Here is an 18,040-nt window from a genome sequence, read left to right as displayed (position 1 = left end):
GGCCCGACGGATAAAGCCTCAAGCACGGAGAGGTGGGTGAGTGGCTTAAACCAGTAGTTTGCTAAACTGCCGTAGACCTAAAGTTTACCGGGGGTTCGAATCCCCCCCTCTCCGCCACGGGCTTCTCGCTGCAAACGGGAAGCCCGCTTTTGTATCCCGCCGTTGCCAATGGGGCTCGGCGTTTCGGGGTGTAGCGTAGCCCGGTATCGCGCCTGCTTTGGGAGCAGGAGGCCGCAGGTTCGAATCCTGCCACCCCGACCACAGCTGAAAGCCGTCTGCCCGCCGTATACGCGGTGGGCGGCTTTCTTTCATTTCGGCCCCGTAGCTCAGTTGGATAGAGCATCTGCCTTCTAAGCAGACGGTCTTTGGTTCGAATCCAAACGGGGTCACATCATCAGCAAAAAAGCGCGTGGCAGATATGCCACGCGCTTTTTTGCTTTAGGGCCTAAGGATAGCGGTAAAGCTATTTTTTGTACATTACCGGCCACAACCTCGGTTGCTTTGATTGCCCACCCAACGCTTTTTCCACCAACAATCAACCCTCACCCCTTCATTCATGAAGAAACAGTTACTCACCCTGGCATTTGCTTTTGCCTCTCTTAGTGCCACAATGGCCCAATCGCAGGTATTCCTGCCGCAGACCTTCGGTACCGCTGCGGTGCCGGAGAACTACTACGTTACCCAAGTGCGTACCGCGAATGCAGCTACGGTTTGGGTGCTGGCACTGGATCTTTCCATCCCCGACAACTCCACCGTGCGTCGCTACGCACGCAGCACCGACGGCGGCAGCACGTGGACGGGCGGAAATATCAATATCCCGGCCGGTTTGAGCGTAGGTGACCTGCACCCGCTGGACGGCACTACCGCTTGGCTGACGGCATTTCCCGAAGACGCTACGGCCACCGGGGCCGGCGTGTACAAAACCACCGATGGAGGGGTAACCTGGAACCGCCAGCCGACGGCTACTTACTCGGGGGCTGCGGCTTTCCCCAATATTGTATATTTCTGGGATGCCAACAACGGCATAACCATGGGCGACCCGAACCCCAACCCGAACGGTGGCACGGTCGGCTCGCGCTTCGAAGTGTACACCACCACCGACGGCGGCGCTAACTGGGTACGTAATCAGACGAACGCACCCGCCACCACTCATGCCGCCGAATACGGCCTTACCGGGGTGCGTGCTGTAGCAGGTAACACAATCTGGGCTGGGGGTTACAACGACGTCAGCGCTGGTGCTAAACTGTACAAATCCACGGACCGCGGGCTGACCTGGAGCGCTGCGGGTACGGATATTCCCAAGGGCATTGACTTTGTAGCCTTCGCCGATGCCAACAACGGCTTGATGTCTGATGGCCTGGATCTGGTGCGCACCACCAACGGCGGGGCCACCAATACTGCGCTTACGTACGCGGGTACTTTCCGCGACAATGGCCTGGATAACGTGCCGGGCTTGCCCAATACGTTCATTTCGGTGGGTTCGGCCGACGCCGTGGGCGACAGCCTGACGCACTACGGCTCGTCCATTTCCCGCGACGGGGGCCTGACGTGGACCACGCTTGAGCGTAACAAGCGCCAAACCCAGGTCGACGTCATCAGCCCTAACATTGGCTGGTCGGGCGGTATTACGAATTCCGCTACGGCTATGCGCGAAGGCGACGTATTCAAGCTAAACGCCAGCCTGGCGCCGGCTACCGCTACCAAAGCCAGCGCCGATGTGCAGCAGGCCGTACAGGCCTTCCCGAACCCGAGCAAAGACGGCGTATTCACTGTGCGGGTGGCGCTGAGCAAAGCTGCCCCGCGCGGGGTGGTGGTAACCGATGCCCTCGGCCGCGAAGTGTACAACAAAACGCTGCTGGCTACCAATGCTGCCGCCCACGACATTCTGGTGGACCTGAGCAAGCATACGGCTGGCCTGTACACGCTGCGCCTGGAAACGGTTCAGGGTACGGTCGTCAAGAAGCTTGTTATTCAATAAATCAGCCGCAGGTTTCTGCCTTCGGAAAGCCCCCGCTCCAGGTTCGGAGCGGGGGCTTTTTGCATAAAACCGGTAGGGCTTGGCAAGTGCCTGAGCATTTAGCCCGACTTGCTGCCCGGCTACGTTCGCAGAGGCAAAATTATCCAGTAGATTACCCCGAAAACCTGGCTAAAACCTAGTAAAAAAGGGATGTTTCGGTATCTTCGCGTGTTATACAGAACGGAACTTTAACCGCTGCACATGAGCGAAACTCAAGAGAAAAAAGCCCCCACTACGTACTCCGCGGATAGCATCCAGGTACTTGAGGGGCTGGAAGCCGTGCGCAAGCGCCCGGCCATGTACATCGGTGACATTGGCATTAAGGGCCTGCACCACTTGGTGTGGGAAGTCGTCGACAACTCGATTGACGAGGCGCTAGCCGGCTACTGTGACACCATTGATGTCACCATCAACGAAGACAATTCCATCACGGTGCGCGACAATGGCCGCGGCATCCCGGTGGATTTTCACCAGAAAGAAGGCCGCTCGGCGCTGGAGGTCGTGATGACCGTGCTGCACGCCGGCGGTAAGTTTGACAAGGACACCTACAAGGTGTCAGGTGGCCTGCACGGCGTGGGCGTGAGCTGCGTGAATGCGCTGAGCAACCTGCTGCGCGTGACCGTCTACAAAGACAGTAAGGTGTACCAGCAGGAGTACGAGCGCGGCGCCCCACTGTACCCCGTGAAGCAAATCGGCGAGACCGAGCAGCGCGGCACCCAGGTGGAGTTCTGGCCCGACGACTCGATCTTCACCGAAACCGTTTACCGCTACGAGACCATTGCGGCTCGTCTGCGTGAACTGTCGTACCTGAACAAGGGCATCCGCATCAACCTGCTCGACCTGCGCGAGAAGGATGAGAACGGTGTGGCCCGCGGCGAGCAGTTTTACTCCCAAGGTGGCTTGGCCGAGTTCGTGCAATACCTCGACGGCTCGGAGCGTCACGCCCTGATGCCCGCGCCCATTCACGTGGTGAGCGAGAAGGGCAACGTGCCGGTGGAAGTGGCCCTGCAGTACAACAGCTCGTACCAGGAAAACATCTACTCCTACGTCAACAACATCAACACCCACGAGGGTGGCACGCACGTAGCCGGCTTCCGCGCAGCCCTGACGCGCACGCTGAAGGCTTACGCCGACAAAACCGGCAAGCTGGCCAAGGAGAAGGTAGAGGTATCGGGCGAAGACTTCCGCGAGGGGCTCACGGCCGTTATTTCGGTGAAGGTAGCCGAACCGCAGTTTGAGGGTCAGACCAAAACCAAGCTGGGCAACAGCGAAGTGAACGGCGCCGTGAACACCGTGGTAGGGGAAATCCTGACCCAGTACCTGGAGGAAAACCCCAAGGAGGCCATGGTCATCGTGGACAAGGTGATTCTGGCTGCCAAAGCCCGTATTGCTGCCAAAAAGGCCCGCGAGATGGTGCAGCGCAAGACGGTCATGGGCTCGTTCTCCCTGCCTGGCAAGCTGGCCGACTGCTCGGAAAACGACCCGGAAATCTGCGAGCTGTACTTAGTGGAAGGTGACTCGGCCGGCGGCACTGCCAAACAGGGCCGTAACCGCGCCTTCCAGGCCATCCTGCCGCTGCGCGGTAAGATCCTGAACGTGGAGAAAGCGCAGGAGCACCACATCTACGAAAACCAGGAAATCCGTAACATGATTACGGCCCTGGGCGTGAGCTTCGGGGTGCCAGCCGATCCGGAAAAGGGCATTGAGAAGGATGACAAAGCTCTGAACCTCTCCAAGCTGCGTTACCACAAGGTCATCATCATGACCGACGCCGACGTGGACGGCTCGCACATCCGCACGCTGATCCTGACGTTCTTCTTCCGCTACATGCGTGACCTCGTCGACAAAGGCTACGTGTACATCGCGCTGCCGCCGCTGTACCTGGTGAAGAAGGGCAAGGAGGAACGCTACTGCTGGACCGAGGTGGAGCGGCAGGCCGCCGTGGAAGAGCTGGCCAAGGGCCGCCCCGAATCGGTGAACGTGCAGCGCTACAAAGGCCTGGGCGAAATGAACGCCGAGCAGCTCTGGACTACCACCATGCAGCCCGAAACCCGCTCGCTGAAGCAGGTGACGGTAGAATCGGCCGCCGAAGCCGACCACCTGTTCTCCATGCTGATGGGCGACGAAGTGGCCCCGCGCCGCGACTTCATCGAGAAAAACGCCAAATACGCCAAGCTGGACGTGTAAGCGTCGAGCGAGTAGAAAAGCCCGCCTCGTGCGGGCTTTTTTATTATTGGTCTACATTGGTTTCGTAAGCTCGTCATGTCGAGCGTAGTCGAGACATCTCGCCGGGTAGTAATCCGCTCATTGAACGATGATATTATTAGAGGACGTCAGCACGCGAGATGTCTCGACTACGCTCGACATGACGTTCTTCTTCATCCGTTTAACGAGCAGATTCCCACTTGAGTGAGAAGCCTCGACAAGCTCGACACGACGGGCTGTCTTAGTCTTAATAACCCATGAACCGACAACTCATATCCTCCGGCTCGCCTTGGGAAGGCCCCGTTGGTTACTCCCGCGCCGTGCGCGTGGGCAACCTGGTGGAAGTAGCCGGCACCACTGCCCAAGATGGCGACACGCCCGTTAGCGGCGACGCCTATTCACAAACCAAGCGCATTCTGGAGAAGATTGCCGCCGCGCTGGCCGAAGCCGGCGCCAGCTTGGAACACGTAGTGCGCACCCGCATCTACGTCACCGATATCCGCCACTGGGAGGCGGTGGGCCGGGCCCACGGCGAGGTGTTTCACGCCATCCGGCCGGTCAGCACCATGGTTGAGGTCAGCGCCCTGATTGACCCGCGCCTGCAGGTAGAAATTGAAGCCACGGCCATTATTTCGTAACTCTGCGCAACCTCGTGCCGCCTTGCCCGAATACGCGGGTAGTTTTTCCCCCTTATGAAGCTGTTTAAGTCGTCGGACCTGATCCGCAAGAGCAAATACATTAGCCGCGACCTGAGCTGGTTGCGCTTTAACTACCGCGTGCTCGACCAGGCCCGCGACCCCGCCCGCTCGGTGCTCGACCGCCTACGCTTCCTGGGCATCACGGCCTCCAACCTCGACGAGTTCTTCATGATTCGCGTCGGGTCGCTTTATAACTACCTCGATTACGGCAAGCTGCGCGTGGATTACTCCGGCCTGCGTGAGCTGCCTTTCCGCCGCAAGCTGCTGGACTTTGCGCACCGCTTCGTGCACGACCAGACGCAGACGTTTACCCAGGAGCTGCGGCCGCTCTTCACCAAGAGCGGCTTCGATATCCTGAGCGTGAGCGAGCTGACGGAAGTAGAGCAGAAAAAAGCCGACGGCTACTTCAAAAACACCGTCTTCCCGCTGCTCACGCCGATGGTGTACGACTCCTACCACGGCTTCCCGCTGATGATGAATCAGCTGCTGGTGTTTGGCGTGGTGACGCGCATGAACCCCGAAGGCCCGGAGGAAGGCCAGGAGCGGCTCACCTTCGTGCAGATTCCGGCCAACCTGGCCCGTTTCTTCGAGTTGCAGCGCAAGGACCGCGTCATCTTCGTGCCCATCGAGGAAATCGTGCGGGCCAACCTCTCGAAGCTGTTCCGCAACGTGGACATTCTGTCGGCCACACTCATGCGCATCACCCGCAACGGCGACTTCACGCTGGAGGAATCCGACGACATCGACGTGGACTTCATCCAGGAAATCCAGCTCGGCCTCAAGACGCGCAAGCGTGGCCGCGTGGTGCGCCTGGAAGTGGAGCCCGACGCCTCGAACCTGCTGATGAACGTGCTGAAGGAGCGGTGGAAAATCGACAATGGCAACGTGTTCGTCATCAACGGGCTCATCGACCTGCGCGGGCTCAACCAGATTGTGCGCCACCCCAGCTTCCGCGACAAGCTGCCGCGGCCCCTGGCCCCGGTGCAGCCGCTGAGCCTGCCGCCCGGCGCCGACGAAAACCTCTTCGAGTACCTGAAGCACCACGATGTGCTGCTGCACCACCCCTACAACTCGATAGATCCGGTGGTGAAGCTGCTCGAACAGGCGGCCGAAGACCCGCACGTACTCGGTATCAAGCAAACCATCTACCGCCTCGCCGATGACTCGCGCGTGACGGCGGCACTACTCAAGGCGGCCGAAAACGGTAAGCACGTCTCGGTGCTTTTCGAGGTGAAGGCGCGCTTCGATGAGGAGCGCAACATCCGCGAAGGCACCAAGCTGGAAAAAGCGGGCTGCTTTGTCATCTACGGCGTGAGTAAGTACAAGACGCACACCAAGATGGCCATGATCATCCGCAAGGAAGGGGAGAAGGTGACGCGCTACGTGCACATCGGCTCGGGCAACTACAACGAGGCTACCTCGCGCTTCTACACCGACGTGAGCCTGCTCACCACCAACGACGTGTACGGCCACGACGTGTCAGAATTCTTCAACGTGATTACCGGTCACTCGCAGCCCGACGACTACGAGTACTTGATTACGGCGCCGAAGGACATGCGCCAGCAGCTCATTCAGCTCATCCGCGACGAAGCCCGCAACGCCAAGCGCAGCCTGCCTTCGGGCATCGTGATGAAAATGAATTCGCTGGAAGACCGCGACGTCATCGACGAGCTGTACAAGGCTTCGAAGGCGGGCGTGCCCATCCGCCTGATTGTGCGCGGCATCTGCTGCCTGCGCCCGCGCCGGCCGGGGCTGAGCGAGAACATCGAGGTGCGCTCCATCGTGGGCGAGTACTTGGAGCACACGCGCTTGTTCTACTTCCATCACGCGGGACATCCGAAGCTGTATTCCGGCTCGGCCGACGTGATGGTGCGCTCCTTCGACCGGCGCATCGAAGCGTTGTTCCTTATCGTGAACCCGCAGCTGCAGCGCGAGGCCATCAACATCTTGTACTTCAACCTGCGCGACAACTACAACACTTACCTCATGCGCGAGGATGGTGCCTACATCAAGCGCCAGCCGCTTGAGGGGGAGCCGGTGTTCAACGTGCACAAGGAGTTCTACTTCAAAAACTACGGTTTGGTAGCCGAAAACGCCCTCTACGACGATTATCTGGCCACCGCTCCGGTGCCGAGTACGGTGGAAGGCGAAACCGTAGCGCCCTCGGAGGACAGCCTGATTGCCGGCGAGGAGATAGTGCTGCCCGATGACGAAATCGAGCTCAACGGCCACGAACCCACGCTAGCCGACGCGCCCGCCGAGCCCCTGACGCCGGGTCCCGTGCCGCCAGTAGTACCCGAAGACGCGGAGAACGTGTAGCAGCTGCACTGATTGGCACTGGCCGGCATTACGAGCAACGCGAGGCACAAACGATACCATACCCACTACCCAAAAACGGCACCGCCCAAAACCTGCGTTACTGGTTTTGGGCGGTGCTTCTTTGTAGGGCGGCACGTTGTACGGGACCGATTGGCTACGCCTTCCTGCGGTTGCTTCGTCGTGCCTCCTCGCAATGACTGCCAGTGCGGCTCTTTACGATTCTGGGTCGTTCTGAATGGTCAGGTGCGGCACGCGCTGCGAGTGGTCCGATTTCGGGCGGATTTCGTTGAAGTGGTCCTCAAACAGTGCCTGCAGCATGCCGTCCTTGAGGCCGATGTCGGGCACGAGCATGTCCTTGGCGCCCGACCACTCCATGGCCGAAAGGTAAATCTGGCCGGCGGGCACGATGACGTCGGCGCGGTCGGGGTTGAGCATGAGCAGGTTCACCCGCTCGTCCATGCTCAGGCCGCGCAGCTTGGTCAGAATGTCGTCGATGCGCTTGCGCGGGATGGGCCGGTCGGGCGGCAGCTGAGCCAGGGAGTAGATCTTGTTGATGTTGCCGCCGGTACCGATGGCGCGCGTGACGTGGAAGCGGCGGGAGTTTTCCTTCACCCAGTTTTCCATGCGCAGCCAGGTATCCTGCAGGGCTTCGCCGGGCTGCCCGTTCTGCTGCAGGCGGCGGATGGAGCCCACTTCGAACGACTGCGAGGCAATTTTTTTCCGGTCGGAGTAGAGGTTAAACTCGGTGCTGCCGCCGCCCACGTCGATGTGCAGGTAGTGGCGCTTGTCCTCCAGCAGCTGCATGATGACGCGGTTCACGTACGCCGCCTCGGCCTGCCCGTCGATGATCTGCACCTTGATGCCCAACTCACGCTGCATGCGGTCGGCAATGGCCTGGCCGTTGTCGGCGGAGCGCATGGCGGAAGTGGAGCAGATGAGGTAGTGCGCTACGTCGTGCACGTCCATCAGCAGCTTGAGCGCGTGCATGAACTTGACGAACTTTTCCTCCTTTTGGGGCGAAATGTGGCCGGTGGCAAACACGTCTTCGCCCAGGCGCATGGGGTAGCGCACGTATTCCACGCGTTTGAGCCGGTAGGCGCCCTCGTACTCCAGCACGGCGGAAATCTGACAACGGACGGCGTTGGAGCCGATATCAATGGCGGCCAGTTTCAGCAGCGGGTATTCCATGTACGAGAGGCTTGGCGAGAGAGAAGTGGCGCAAAGATAAAAGGCCGGGAGGAAGCCCGACCTTTTACTTGTTCGGCATGCCGAACGAATTGGTTGCGTAATTACTGGTCGATGCGGAAGCCCAGGCCGAACTGAATAAGCGCGGCTTCCTCCACGGAGTGCTGCACCGAGACAGACAAGGCGAAGGTTTCGTAGACCGGCGCCACGTAGAAGCCGCCGCCGTAGCCGCGGTGCCAGCCGCCGTCGGCGCGGCCGTTGTAGTACACCTGGCCCTGGTCGTAGAAGCCAAACAGGCCGTAGTAGAAGGGCAGAACGGAGGTGTTGGCGTAGCCCAGGGCGAGGCGCAGCTCCGAGTTCAGGTACAGCGAGGCGTCGCCGGTAAAGCGGTTGCGCACGTAACCGCGCAGGTTCTGGCGCAGGCCCAGCTGGGTGAACTTGTAGAACGGAATTTCATTGCGGGGACCGTAGTTTTTGCCGCCGCCGCCCTTCACGGCCAGCGTCACGGGGATGCCTAGGCGGGCCGTGGCCAGGTACTCGGCAAAGGCTTCGGTCAGGCCAAAGGTTTTCTTGCCCTGGTTGATCTGGCGCCAGGTGGTATGCTCGCCGTAGAGGCGCACGCCCCGGCGTGCAAACAGCTTCCGGTCGCGGAAGTCCAGGTCCACCACGGCCCGGCCGCCGAGCAGGCGCTGGAAGTCGGTGTCGGGAATGGGTATCTCGGGGATGCTGCCCCCGTTTTTCAGCCGGCCGATGTAGCTGTTGGCGGCGTAGTCGCTCTGGTATTGCTCGTACACCGGCCCGATGCGCACCAGGCTCTTGCCGCGGAAGGCGCGCTCAAAGAAGGCTTCCGTCTGGTAGCCACGGTAGCGGGCCCGGTAAAAGTGGTCGTTGTAGAGGTCTTCGTCCTTGGTGGTGTTGTTGCCCAGCCCGAAAAAGTTGTAGAAGGGGAAGTAGTTGCCGTAGGTGCCGCGCATGCCAAAATCCCACTTGCCGATCAGGTAGCGCCAGCGTACGTTGCCGGTCAGCTGCCGGTTGCCGGCGGTGGTGTACTGCGCATCGATGCCGTAGCGCACGCGGTAATCGGGCTTGCGGAAGCCTTGCTTCACCCAGTCGAAGCCGGCGGCAATGCCGAAGCCGTCGTTCTGGTTGTATAGGATAGCGCCGCGCGGGGCGTAGCCGTCGTACTCGAAGGCATCGCGGTCATAATGGTTGATGCCCAGGCGCGTGGAGCGGCGGTCAGCCGTGCCGGGGCCGGGGTGAAGCTCGGTATTGGGCACGTCGTACACCTCGGTACGGCCCCCACTAGCGTTGTCGTCAATCCTGTCGGCACCCTCGCCGCCGATGATGCGCACGCGGATACCACCCCGACCCTGGCCCGTTACACTGAACCCATCCTTGCCGTCGAGGCCGTAGAGGCGAATGTCGCGGGTTTCGCCCTTCACGAAGGTGCGGTCGAAGAAGGGCTGACTATCATCCGACTTCTTGAAAACTCGTACGCGCACGTTGCCGCCGGGCAGGCGCTCCACGCCGAAAAATTCGGCCTTGTTGGAGCCCACCACGTCCACGTCGCGGGCCAGCATCAGGTAGTACTCATCCAGAGCCTTGGGCAGCTCCTGAATGCGGCTTTTGAGCTTGCGGTTGATATCCTGGCCCGAAATACCCTGGATTTCCCGGGGCAGCTGGGCCGTGGCCGAGTCGATGGCGGCGGGCGTGATGCGCTGCTGCAGGTACTGCCCGATCTGGCGCCAGTCGTCGCGCGTGAGGCTCTGCAGCAGGGCGCGGTCGAGGTGGCGTGCTGGCCAGTTCAGGCTTTCCAGGTCGTTGAACTCCATTTGGAAGTCCTCGATGCTGGGCACGGCCCACTCGCGGTTGGCCACCCAAGTGAGGGCGCCATTCCAGAGCGTGAAAGCCTGGTCCCGGTCGCGCGGAATGGGTTGGTATACCGAGCCCTTGCCGTCGGCGTCGGGGTATTCGGCCCATTTCCAGTTGTCCTCGTGCTTGCCGAAGTCAGCCACCAGCATGTCGAAGGCGCGGGCTTTGCCCAGCTGCCGGGCATCGACGCGGTTGTCGTTGTCCTTGTAGAGCTGGCGGAACATGCTGAACGAGCGCCGCACGTTCTCGGAGCCGCCGAAGCCGGCAATGTTTTCCTTTTTATCCCACGGGTCGTCTTCGAGCGTGCCGAGCAAGCCGGCGTACTGCTCGCGGTAAGGGCCGAGCTGCTGGTTATCGGGCAGCACAAACAGGCGCGGGCGGGCGTGCAGAATGTCGGTGCGGTCGAGCAGGGGCGAAATGGCCAAGGCCGAGTACGGATTGGCCGTGGGGGTGATGTCGCGCAGAATATCGGCGGCCACCGAACCGCGCAGCTCCGGCGGCAGAATCTTGGTTACGTCCTTGTCCACCGAGCGGAAGGTGTACTCCGAGGAGTCGGCCGCAATCATCTTCAGCGAGGTGGTCTGGCGTCCGCCACCGCGACCAGTAGGCCGCAGGCCGCCTTTTTCGGTGTTCAGATCGAGCACCGGCACGGCCACCGGCTGCGTCCACGACGAGCGGTATAGCGGGCCAATGAGCGACTTCTGCAGGCCGTGCGCGCGGTACTGCGGGCCGGGTACCACGGTAGCCGTAGGGCCGGTGGCCGCATCGGGCTTGGGCGTGGCCGCCTCCTTGGTGGCGCTGGGGCAATCGGGGATGAAGCTATTGGTCGGCGTGTCCTTGCTGGCGGGCAGGCAAGCCGACTGGAAAAGCGTGGCCGTGAAACCCGCCTTGGTGGAGGCGTCGCCCGCGAAGCGCAAAAACGTGGTTTTTACCGTGCCGTCGGCGTAGTAATCGAGGCGGGTGTAGCCGGCTTCGTCTTCGTTGTAGAGCGAGCGGGCGTTGTTGGCTACCGGCTCGGTGTGGCTGAAGCTGCCGCTGACCACGTGGTAATTGCGCTCAAAGGGCGTGAGCTGCAGGCTGAAGTCGTGGGCGGCGGCGTACACCACGCCGGGGTTTTCCTTCAGGGTGCTCAGCAGTGTTTTGCGAAACTCCTGGTAGCCCGGCGAGGCCATGTCACGCGGGGTGCCCACGTTTTGGCGGTATGCGGCGTTGATGGTGCCGAAAATGGGCGGCGAGAGGTGGCGCTTCAGCGGCTGGTAGCCGCCGTAGGTGCCGTTGCTGAGGGCCGGCTGGTGGCCCACCAGCAGCACATTGCGCCCCTTGGTGTCGTTGATGACGTCCTGCAACTGCTCCCGGAACTCCTCCGTCGACATGGTTTTGCAGTCGGTATCAGGCGCTTCGGGCCGGTCGAAGGGGTGCGAAAACCAGGGCGTGTTCAGCGCTACCAGCCGCACCAGCGGGGCCACGTCCACGATTTCGGGGCCGGGGCAGCCGTTGCTGGGAATAAAGGCGTTCTGCCCGCCTAGCTGCTGCTCGATGTACTTTTCCAGGCGCCGCACGCTTTTCTGCCCGCCGCGGCCGGAGTTGTTCCAGTCCTTGTCGCCGGGCACGAAGTAAATGCGGCCGTTGGGCAAGCCCTGCACCAGCGCAATCAGGGCGTTGGCACGGGTTTCGAGGCTGGCGCGGGTGGTATCCTGCTTGTCGGACAGGCCCTCGTTGCCCACAATGTCGCCCAGGTGCACCACGGTAAACGGCGTGGTTTCCTGCTCCAGGGTGCGGCGCAGGGCTTTCAGGCGGGCTTCGGGTACGGGGCCAGCGGTGTTGCCGAGCAGGTAAACGTGGTGGGCGGCCGGGGCCGATTGCGGACGGGCCGGCAAAGCGGCCGTCAGCAGTAAGCCAGCCACGAGCAGCCGGCGGTAGATATAGCTCATAAGGGGTGTGGTAGGAGCAGGGAGCCCCACCAGCGGCGGCGCCGACGGGGGTATCTGGCTACCTACGCGAAAACCAACCCAATGGATAACCCAGCCATAACGAAACGCCCGGACCTCGGGGCAACTGGCAGAGCCCTAGGCAGGGCCGGCAGCCTGGGCTAGCAGTTCCCGCACCACCCGCGGCACGCCTACCGTGGCGGGCTCCGCAATAAACTGCACGCCGCGCCGCGAGGTGCTGGGTTGGCTGGGGTCGATGACGTAGAGCGGGCGGCCGCTGGGCAGGTAGTGCAGCAGGCCCGCGGCCGGGTACACCTGCAAGGAGGTGCCCACCACCAGCATCACGTCGGCCGTGGCGCACTCCTCGGCGGCGCGCTCAATCAGCGGCACGGCCTCGCCAAACCACACAATGTTGGGCCGCAGTTGGTGGCCTCGCTCGCATAGTTCGCCCATTTCGATGCGGTCCTTGGTGAGCGGGTACACCAGTTCCTCGTAGCGCGAGCTGCGCGCTTCCATGAGCTTGCCGTGCAGGTGAATAACGTGACTGGAGCCGGCCCGCTCGTGCAAATCATCCACGTTCTGGGTCACAATCACTACCTCGTAGGCCTTTTCCAATTCCACCAGGGCCCGGTGCCCGGCATTGGGCTGAGCCTGCCGGGCGGCTCCGCGGCGCTGGTTATAGAATTCCTGCACCAGGGCGGGGTTGCGGGCCCAGCCTTCCGGCGAGGCCACGTCTTCCACGCGGTGGTTTTCCCACAGCCCATCGGAGGCGCGGAAGGTGGCAATGCCGCTTTCGGCAGAAATACCCGCACCGGTGAGAACAACGACTTTTTTCATGACAAACGGTTATACGGACCTAACGGCAAGTTCGTAGGTATAAGCCATTGCGTTTTTGCGATAAGCTTCTACCTGTTTGGGTATAAGAGGTGATTAAAAAGTGGTAGTGCTTCTACCTCTTCAGGTAGAAGTGAGGTCAATAAATAGCAAGCCTTATACCTAGGAGGGGCACACAGCTTCTTCACCAGCGCTTCAGCTGCGTAGCCTCAAAATCCCACTCCGGCGTCGCAAAGATGCCATCAGGAGCAGTCAGTCGAAACCATGCCCCGAGCTGCGGCTCGGTCGTGTTGCGCAGCACGTGCATGTCCTGCGCCGGCATGTAGCTTTGGGCCAGCAAGGCGTAGCGGGCCCCGCTGGCGGGGTGTTGGGCCACGTCCAGAATGATGACGGCGTGCCCCGGCGCGCCACCCTTGATGAACACGTCGCCGGGCTGAGCTTCGGCCAAAGGCACGGGGCGCAGCTCGCGGCTGAGCGAAAGCGTGCCCGCGAAGGTGAACACCTGATCGAGGTAGCGGCGCAGGGCGGTGTGCGTGGGCGCTTCTGCCGGGCGCTTGCTGGCCTCCACCGTTTCGCCGGCCAAGCGGAAGCCCTGCCCGTCGACCCAGTCGCCAAACCACGCGTCGTAGCCGCTGGTCAGGTGGAAATGAATGCGGCGGAAGTTCTGGCCGAACAAATATTCGGCCCGCAGGCGCATCACCGCGTCGGCGCACTGCTGCAGGTCGCGCGTGCCGGTGTCGATATCGAGCACCGCCGCGTGCACCGATTGGGGCTGCTTGAGCTGACCGTTGTGCAGGCGCACGGCAGTACCCTTGGGCCGCAACGGCAGGTAGCGCAGCCAGTGGCCAAACGAGCCCGCTGCCGCACTCACCCGCTGGCAACCCGCGGGCGGGGCAAAACGGCTGGCCAGCGAAGCATCTGGGCGGTACGCATGCGTCAGCCAGGCGTAAGTGTCCGGCGCCGCGGCGGGTTGGTCGGCGGTTACCTCCGCCGACGGCCGGGGCAGGGGAGAAGTAGCAGAAGCCAAGCTAACCAGACTGCCGCCAGCGGCCAGGCCGAAGAATAGTAAGTAATTCATATGGCTCGACAACGATATGGTGGGACTTTTCGTGTTGTGGGGGACTGGAAGCTTAGTTCACTGCCCAACGGGCATTGCACAAAATAAGCCCGGCTGGGCTGCTACTGCAGCACCGGCCGGGCTTATTTGTTTACAAACCAACTGACTATTGCGCAGCTTCTGCCGGGCTCAGGGCGTTGAGTTCCTCCATGTCCTGAGCCGTCAGCTGTAGGTCGGCCGCCTTCACGTTTTCTTCCAGGTGCTTCACTTTCGAGGTGCCCGGAATCAGCAGGATGTTGGGCGAGCGGTGCAGCAGCCAGCTCAGGGCCACCTGCTGCGGAGTAGCCCCCAGACGCTGCCCGATGCTGGTCAGCTTATCAAGGGCCTGCTGGTTGCCGCCGCTCAGCGGGTACCACGGAATGAAAGCCATGCCTTGCTGCTCGCAGTAGGTCAGTTCGGCTTCCCACTTGCGGTTGTCCACGCTGTACATGTTCTGCACCGACACCACCTTCACGTATTCCTGCGCCTGCTGAATCTGCTCCACCGTCACCTCCGAGAGGCCGATGTGCTTCACCAGGCCTTCTTCCTGCACCCGCTGCAAAAACTCCAGGGTCTGCTCGTAGGGCACGTTCGGGTCCACGCGGTGCAGCTGGTACAGGTCGATTTGGTTCAGCTTCAGGCGCTGCAGGCTGCCCCGCAACGCCTCCTGCAGGTGCTCGGGGCTGGCATCGATGGGCCACTGATTCGGGCCGGTGCGCAGCAGCCCGCCCTTCGTGCCGATAATCAGGTCTGATGCGTAGGGAAGCAGTGCCTCGGCAATCAGCTCCTCCGATACATTCGGCCCGTAGCTGTCGGCCGTATCGATGAAATTAATGCCCAGCTCTACGGCGCGCTGCAGCACCCGAATGGCTTCGTCGTGGTCTTTGGGCGGGCCCCAGATGCCGTCGCCAGTAATGCGCATGGCGCCGTAGCCCATGCGGTTGACGGTCAGGTCGCCGCCCAGGGTGAAGGTTTTGGCGGCTTGTTGATTCGTGTCAGCCATTGTGTGTTCCGATTGTGGTTAGGTGTTAGGTCAGGGAAGAATTACCCGGCAGCACCAAGTGCCCGGGTGGCAGAGTAACAGGGCAACGGCAAAAAAGTCCCAGCTACCGCGGGCGGCTTGTTTGATGGTGGCTTCGGGAAGCCTGGTAATGAGTGCCCAGCGCTAGCGAATAAAAAAGCTCCGGTCAGTATCCCGACCGGAGCTTTGTACGCATTCTGCCCTAGGCAGGCAGACCTACTTGGTAGCTTTTTTGCTGCCGCCCGTAGCCTTCTTGGCGGCAGGTTTTTTGGCCGCCGTAGTGGCCTTTTTAGCCGTAGCCTTGGCCGGCGCTTCGGTAGCCGCCGGGGCGGCTTTCTTCGCCCCGAAGCGGCCCTTAGCGGGCTTGTCGGGCGTGGCATCGGCCAGCTCCATGCAGCGTTGCAGGGTCAGCTCCCGGGGCTCTTCACCCTTCGGAATTTTCACGTTCTTACCCGCCGCCACGATGTACGGCCCATACTTGCCGTTGACCACCTGCACGTCGGGGCGGCCCTCGGCGTCGAAGCTTTTGATGACCTTCTCGGCTTCCTGCTTGCGCTTGGCGTTGATCAGCTCTACGGCTTCCTCGGCCGTCACCGTGTGTGGGTCCTGCCCCTTGGCCAGCGAGTAAAACTTGCTGTCGTGGCGGATGTAAGGCCCAAAGCGGCCCACGGCCGCGGTCATGTCGGCATCCTCGTACTGGCCCACGATGCGCGGCAGCTTAAACAGCTCCAGCGCGTCCTCCAGCGTCAGGCTTTCAATAAACTGTCCCTTGCGCAGGTTGGCGTAGGCCGGCTTCTTGGTTTTGTCCTCGTCGATTTCACCCAGCTGCACGTAGGGGCCGAAGCGCCCGAGCTTCGCGTAGATTTTCTCGCCCGTTTCGGGGTGCAGGCCGATTTCGCGGGTCGTGCCCACGTCGGCGCGCTCCACTTCCTTGCCGCGCTCCACGGTTTCGTGGAAGGTGCCGTAGAAGCCCGAAATCATTTCCTCCCAGCTTTCCAGCCCGTCGGCAATGCGGTCAAATTCGTCCTCCACCTTGGCCGTGAACTGAAAGTCCACAATCACCGGGAAGTGCTCCACCAGGAAGTCGTTGACCACCATAGCCGTGTCCGTCGGGAACAGCTTGGCCTTCTCAGCGCCGTAGTTTTCGGTTTTGACCTCCGTTTTCACGTCGGCGCCGTCCAGCGTCAGCACATGAAACTTCCGTTCCTTGCCTTCACGTGTGTCTTTCTCCACGTAGCCGCGCTTCTGAATGGTCGAGATGGTCGGCGCGTAGGTCGACGGGCGACCAATGCCCATTTCCTCCATCTTCTTCACCAGCGAAGCTTCGGTGTAGCGGGCCGGCGGCGTGGCGTAGCGCTCCGTGGCCGTGAAGCGTTGCAGCGGCAGTGGCTGGCCTACCGACAGCGGCGGCAACCCCCGCGAAAACGACGATTCGCCGTCCGTAGCCTCGTCCTCGTCTTTGGATTCAGTGTAGGCTTTCAGGAAGCCCTCGAAGGTAATCACCTCGCCCGTCGCCGACAGCATCACGCCCGGCTGGGTGCTGATGGAAATGGTAGCGGTAGTGCGCTCCACCTGCGCGTCGGCCATCTGCGAGGCTAGGGCGCGCTTGCGGATGAGGTCGTACAGCCGCTGCTCGGAGGAATCTTCGCCTGCTTTAATTAAGGAGAAGTCAGTGGGGCGGATGGCTTCGTGCGCTTCCTGGGCCGAGGCAGCTTTGGTTTTGTACTGCCGCGAGTGGGCGTATTCCGGGCCGTAGCTGCGCTCGATTTCGTGCTTAGCACCCAGCAAGGCTTCCTGCGAGAGGTTCACCGAGTCGGTACGCATGTAGCTGATCTTACCGGCCTCGTACAGGCGCTGGGCCACGCTCATGGTCTGCGCTACCGAGAAACCCAGCTTGCGCGAAGCTTCCTGCTGCAGCGTGGAAGTGGTGAAAGGCGGCGCGGGCGAGCGTTTGCCCGGCTTCTTTTCTAAGGTGTCGATGGTGTAGGCCGCACCGGCGCAACGGGCCAGGAAGTTCTCGGCTTCCTCGCGCGTGGTCAGGCGGCGGGGCAGTTCGGCCTCCAGCACGGCGCCGTTGCCCGCGTCGAAGCGAGCTACCACACGGTAAGCGGAGGAGGACTTGAAGTGGCTGATTTCCCGTTCGCGCTCCACCACCAGGCGTACCGCCACCGACTGCACGCGGCCGGCCGAGAGGCCCGTCTTCACCTTTTTCCAGAGCACCGGGCTCAGCTCGAAGCCCACGAGGCGGTCGAGCACGCGGCGGGCCTGCTGGGCGTTTACCAGGTTCAGGTCGATTTCGCGGGGCGAATCGATGGCGTTCAGAATGGCATTCTTGGTGATTTCGCGGAACACAATGCGCCGCGTCTTATCGTTGGTCAGATCCAGCGTTTCGGCCAGGTGCCAGCTGATGGCTTCGCCTTCGCGGTCATCGTCACTCGCCAGCCACACCGTTTCGGCTTCCTTGGCCAGCTTCTTGAGCTGCGTAATAACCTCGCGCTTGTCGGGCGACACCACGTAGGTCGGTTTGAAGCCGTTTTGAATGTCGATGGCGTTGTTGTCCTTCGGCAGGTCGCGGACGTGCCCAAAGCTGGATTTCACCACGAAGTCCTTGCCAAGGTAGCCTTCGATGGTCTTGGCTTTGGCGGGCGACTCCACTATGACAAGATTCTTGACCATAAAATCAGGGGTGGGTAACGAGTAGGGCGCTAGGCGAGCGGCTCGACGGGAAGAAACAAAAAAACGCGGCGAAACGTTGAAAGCGGCCGCAAAGATGAATGAATAATCCAAGCTGGACGTTCTGCCGCCATTAGGTTCCTAGCAACGCGGCGCTTCCCTCAGTAGTTTCGATACGCTGAAAGTATTGCC

General features: G+C 61.5%; 10 protein-coding genes and 3 tRNA genes. 7 read left to right on the top strand and 6 right to left on the bottom strand.

The window, feature by feature from the left end; all coding sequences use genetic code 11:
* Positions 1-26: 26 nt before the first annotated feature.
* The 7 genes from B0919_RS05890 to ppk1 all read left to right on the top strand — a co-directional run bounded on the left by B0919_RS05890 (position 27) and on the right by ppk1 (position 7,239).
* A tRNA-Ser gene (locus B0919_RS05890) sits at positions 27-117 on the top strand.
* Positions 118-184: 67 nt separating this feature from the next.
* A tRNA-Pro gene (locus B0919_RS05885) sits at positions 185-261 on the top strand.
* Between the two features lie 54 nt (positions 262-315).
* Positions 316-389, top strand: a tRNA-Arg gene (locus B0919_RS05880).
* A 167-nt stretch (positions 390-556) separates the two neighbouring features.
* Positions 557-1,978, top strand: coding sequence for a T9SS type A sorting domain-containing protein (locus tag B0919_RS05875; protein ID WP_078011285.1), 1,422 nt, complete (start codon positions 557-559; stop codon positions 1,976-1,978).
* Positions 1,979-2,218: 240 nt separating this feature from the next.
* Complete coding sequence (gene gyrB, locus B0919_RS05870; protein WP_078011284.1) at positions 2,219-4,204, top strand: DNA topoisomerase (ATP-hydrolyzing) subunit B; 1,986 nt, start codon at positions 2,219-2,221, stop codon at positions 4,202-4,204.
* A 275-nt stretch (positions 4,205-4,479) separates the two neighbouring features.
* Positions 4,480-4,860 carry a RidA family protein gene (locus tag B0919_RS05865; RefSeq protein WP_078011283.1) on the top strand — a complete coding sequence of 127 codons (381 nt, stop codon included), beginning with the start codon at positions 4,480-4,482 and terminating at the stop codon, positions 4,858-4,860.
* A gap of 54 nt (positions 4,861-4,914) precedes the next feature.
* The gene (gene ppk1 / locus B0919_RS05860) at positions 4,915-7,239 is read left to right on the top strand and encodes a polyphosphate kinase 1 (protein ID WP_078011282.1); all 2,325 of its coding nucleotides are present in this window, start codon (positions 4,915-4,917) and stop codon (positions 7,237-7,239) included.
* A gap of 213 nt (positions 7,240-7,452) precedes the next feature.
* On the opposite strand, the gene B0919_RS05855 is transcribed toward ppk1, so the two are convergent.
* The 6 genes from B0919_RS05855 to topA form a co-directional block, all read right to left on the bottom strand.
* Positions 7,453-8,427 carry a phosphatase gene (locus B0919_RS05855; RefSeq protein ID WP_254846488.1) on the bottom strand — a complete coding sequence of 325 codons (975 nt, stop codon included), beginning with the start codon at positions 8,425-8,427 and terminating at the stop codon, positions 7,453-7,455.
* Positions 8,428-8,528: 101 nt separating this feature from the next.
* Entirely contained in the window at positions 8,529-12,227 is a 3,699-nt protein-coding gene (locus B0919_RS05850; protein WP_078011281.1) for a hypothetical protein, read from the bottom strand.
* Between the two features lie 135 nt (positions 12,228-12,362).
* Positions 12,363-13,061 (bottom strand): SIR2 family NAD-dependent protein deacylase, encoded by a 699-nt coding sequence (locus B0919_RS05845; protein WP_078011280.1) that lies wholly within the window; start codon positions 13,059-13,061, stop codon positions 12,363-12,365.
* 181 nt (positions 13,062-13,242) lie between these two features.
* A complete protein-coding gene (locus B0919_RS05840) occupies positions 13,243-14,136 on the bottom strand; it encodes a DUF4846 domain-containing protein (RefSeq protein WP_078011279.1) in 894 nt (297 codons plus the stop codon).
* Positions 14,137-14,281: 145 nt separating this feature from the next.
* Complete coding sequence (locus B0919_RS05835) at positions 14,282-15,157, bottom strand: aldo/keto reductase (RefSeq protein ID WP_078011278.1); 876 nt, start codon at positions 15,155-15,157, stop codon at positions 14,282-14,284.
* A gap of 234 nt (positions 15,158-15,391) precedes the next feature.
* Positions 15,392-17,851 carry a type I DNA topoisomerase gene (gene topA, locus B0919_RS05830; RefSeq protein ID WP_078011277.1) on the bottom strand — a complete coding sequence of 820 codons (2,460 nt, stop codon included), beginning with the start codon at positions 17,849-17,851 and terminating at the stop codon, positions 15,392-15,394.
* Between the last annotated feature and the right edge of the window lie 189 nt (positions 17,852-18,040).

The sequence above is a fragment of the Hymenobacter sp. CRA2 genome, assembly GCF_002007105.1.
Classification (GTDB): Bacteria; Bacteroidota; Bacteroidia; order Cytophagales; family Hymenobacteraceae; genus Solirubrum.
This window is presented reverse-complemented; position numbering and strand designations above follow the sequence as displayed.

Coding starts and splice junctions, on each gene's coding strand:
- B0919_RS05875 (WP_078011285.1), top strand. CDS start 557: ATGAAGAAACAGTTACTCACCCTGGCATTTGCTTTTGCCTCTCTTAGT.
- gyrB (WP_078011284.1), top strand. CDS start 2,219: ATGAGCGAAACTCAAGAGAAAAAAGCCCCCACTACGTACTCCGCGGAT.
- B0919_RS05865 (WP_078011283.1), top strand. CDS start 4,480: ATGAACCGACAACTCATATCCTCCGGCTCGCCTTGGGAAGGCCCCGTT.
- ppk1 (WP_078011282.1), top strand. CDS start 4,915: ATGAAGCTGTTTAAGTCGTCGGACCTGATCCGCAAGAGCAAATACATT.
- B0919_RS05855 (WP_254846488.1), bottom strand. CDS start 8,427: ATGGAATACCCGCTGCTGAAACTGGCCGCCATTGATATCGGCTCCAAC.
- B0919_RS05850 (WP_078011281.1), bottom strand. CDS start 12,227: ATGAGCTATATCTACCGCCGGCTGCTCGTGGCTGGCTTACTGCTGACG.
- B0919_RS05845 (WP_078011280.1), bottom strand. CDS start 13,061: ATGAAAAAAGTCGTTGTTCTCACCGGTGCGGGTATTTCTGCCGAAAGC.
- B0919_RS05840 (WP_078011279.1), bottom strand. CDS start 14,136: ATGAATTACTTACTATTCTTCGGCCTGGCCGCTGGCGGCAGTCTGGTT.
- B0919_RS05835 (WP_078011278.1), bottom strand. CDS start 15,157: ATGGCTGACACGAATCAACAAGCCGCCAAAACCTTCACCCTGGGCGGC.
- topA (WP_078011277.1), bottom strand. CDS start 17,851: ATGGTCAAGAATCTTGTCATAGTGGAGTCGCCCGCCAAAGCCAAGACC.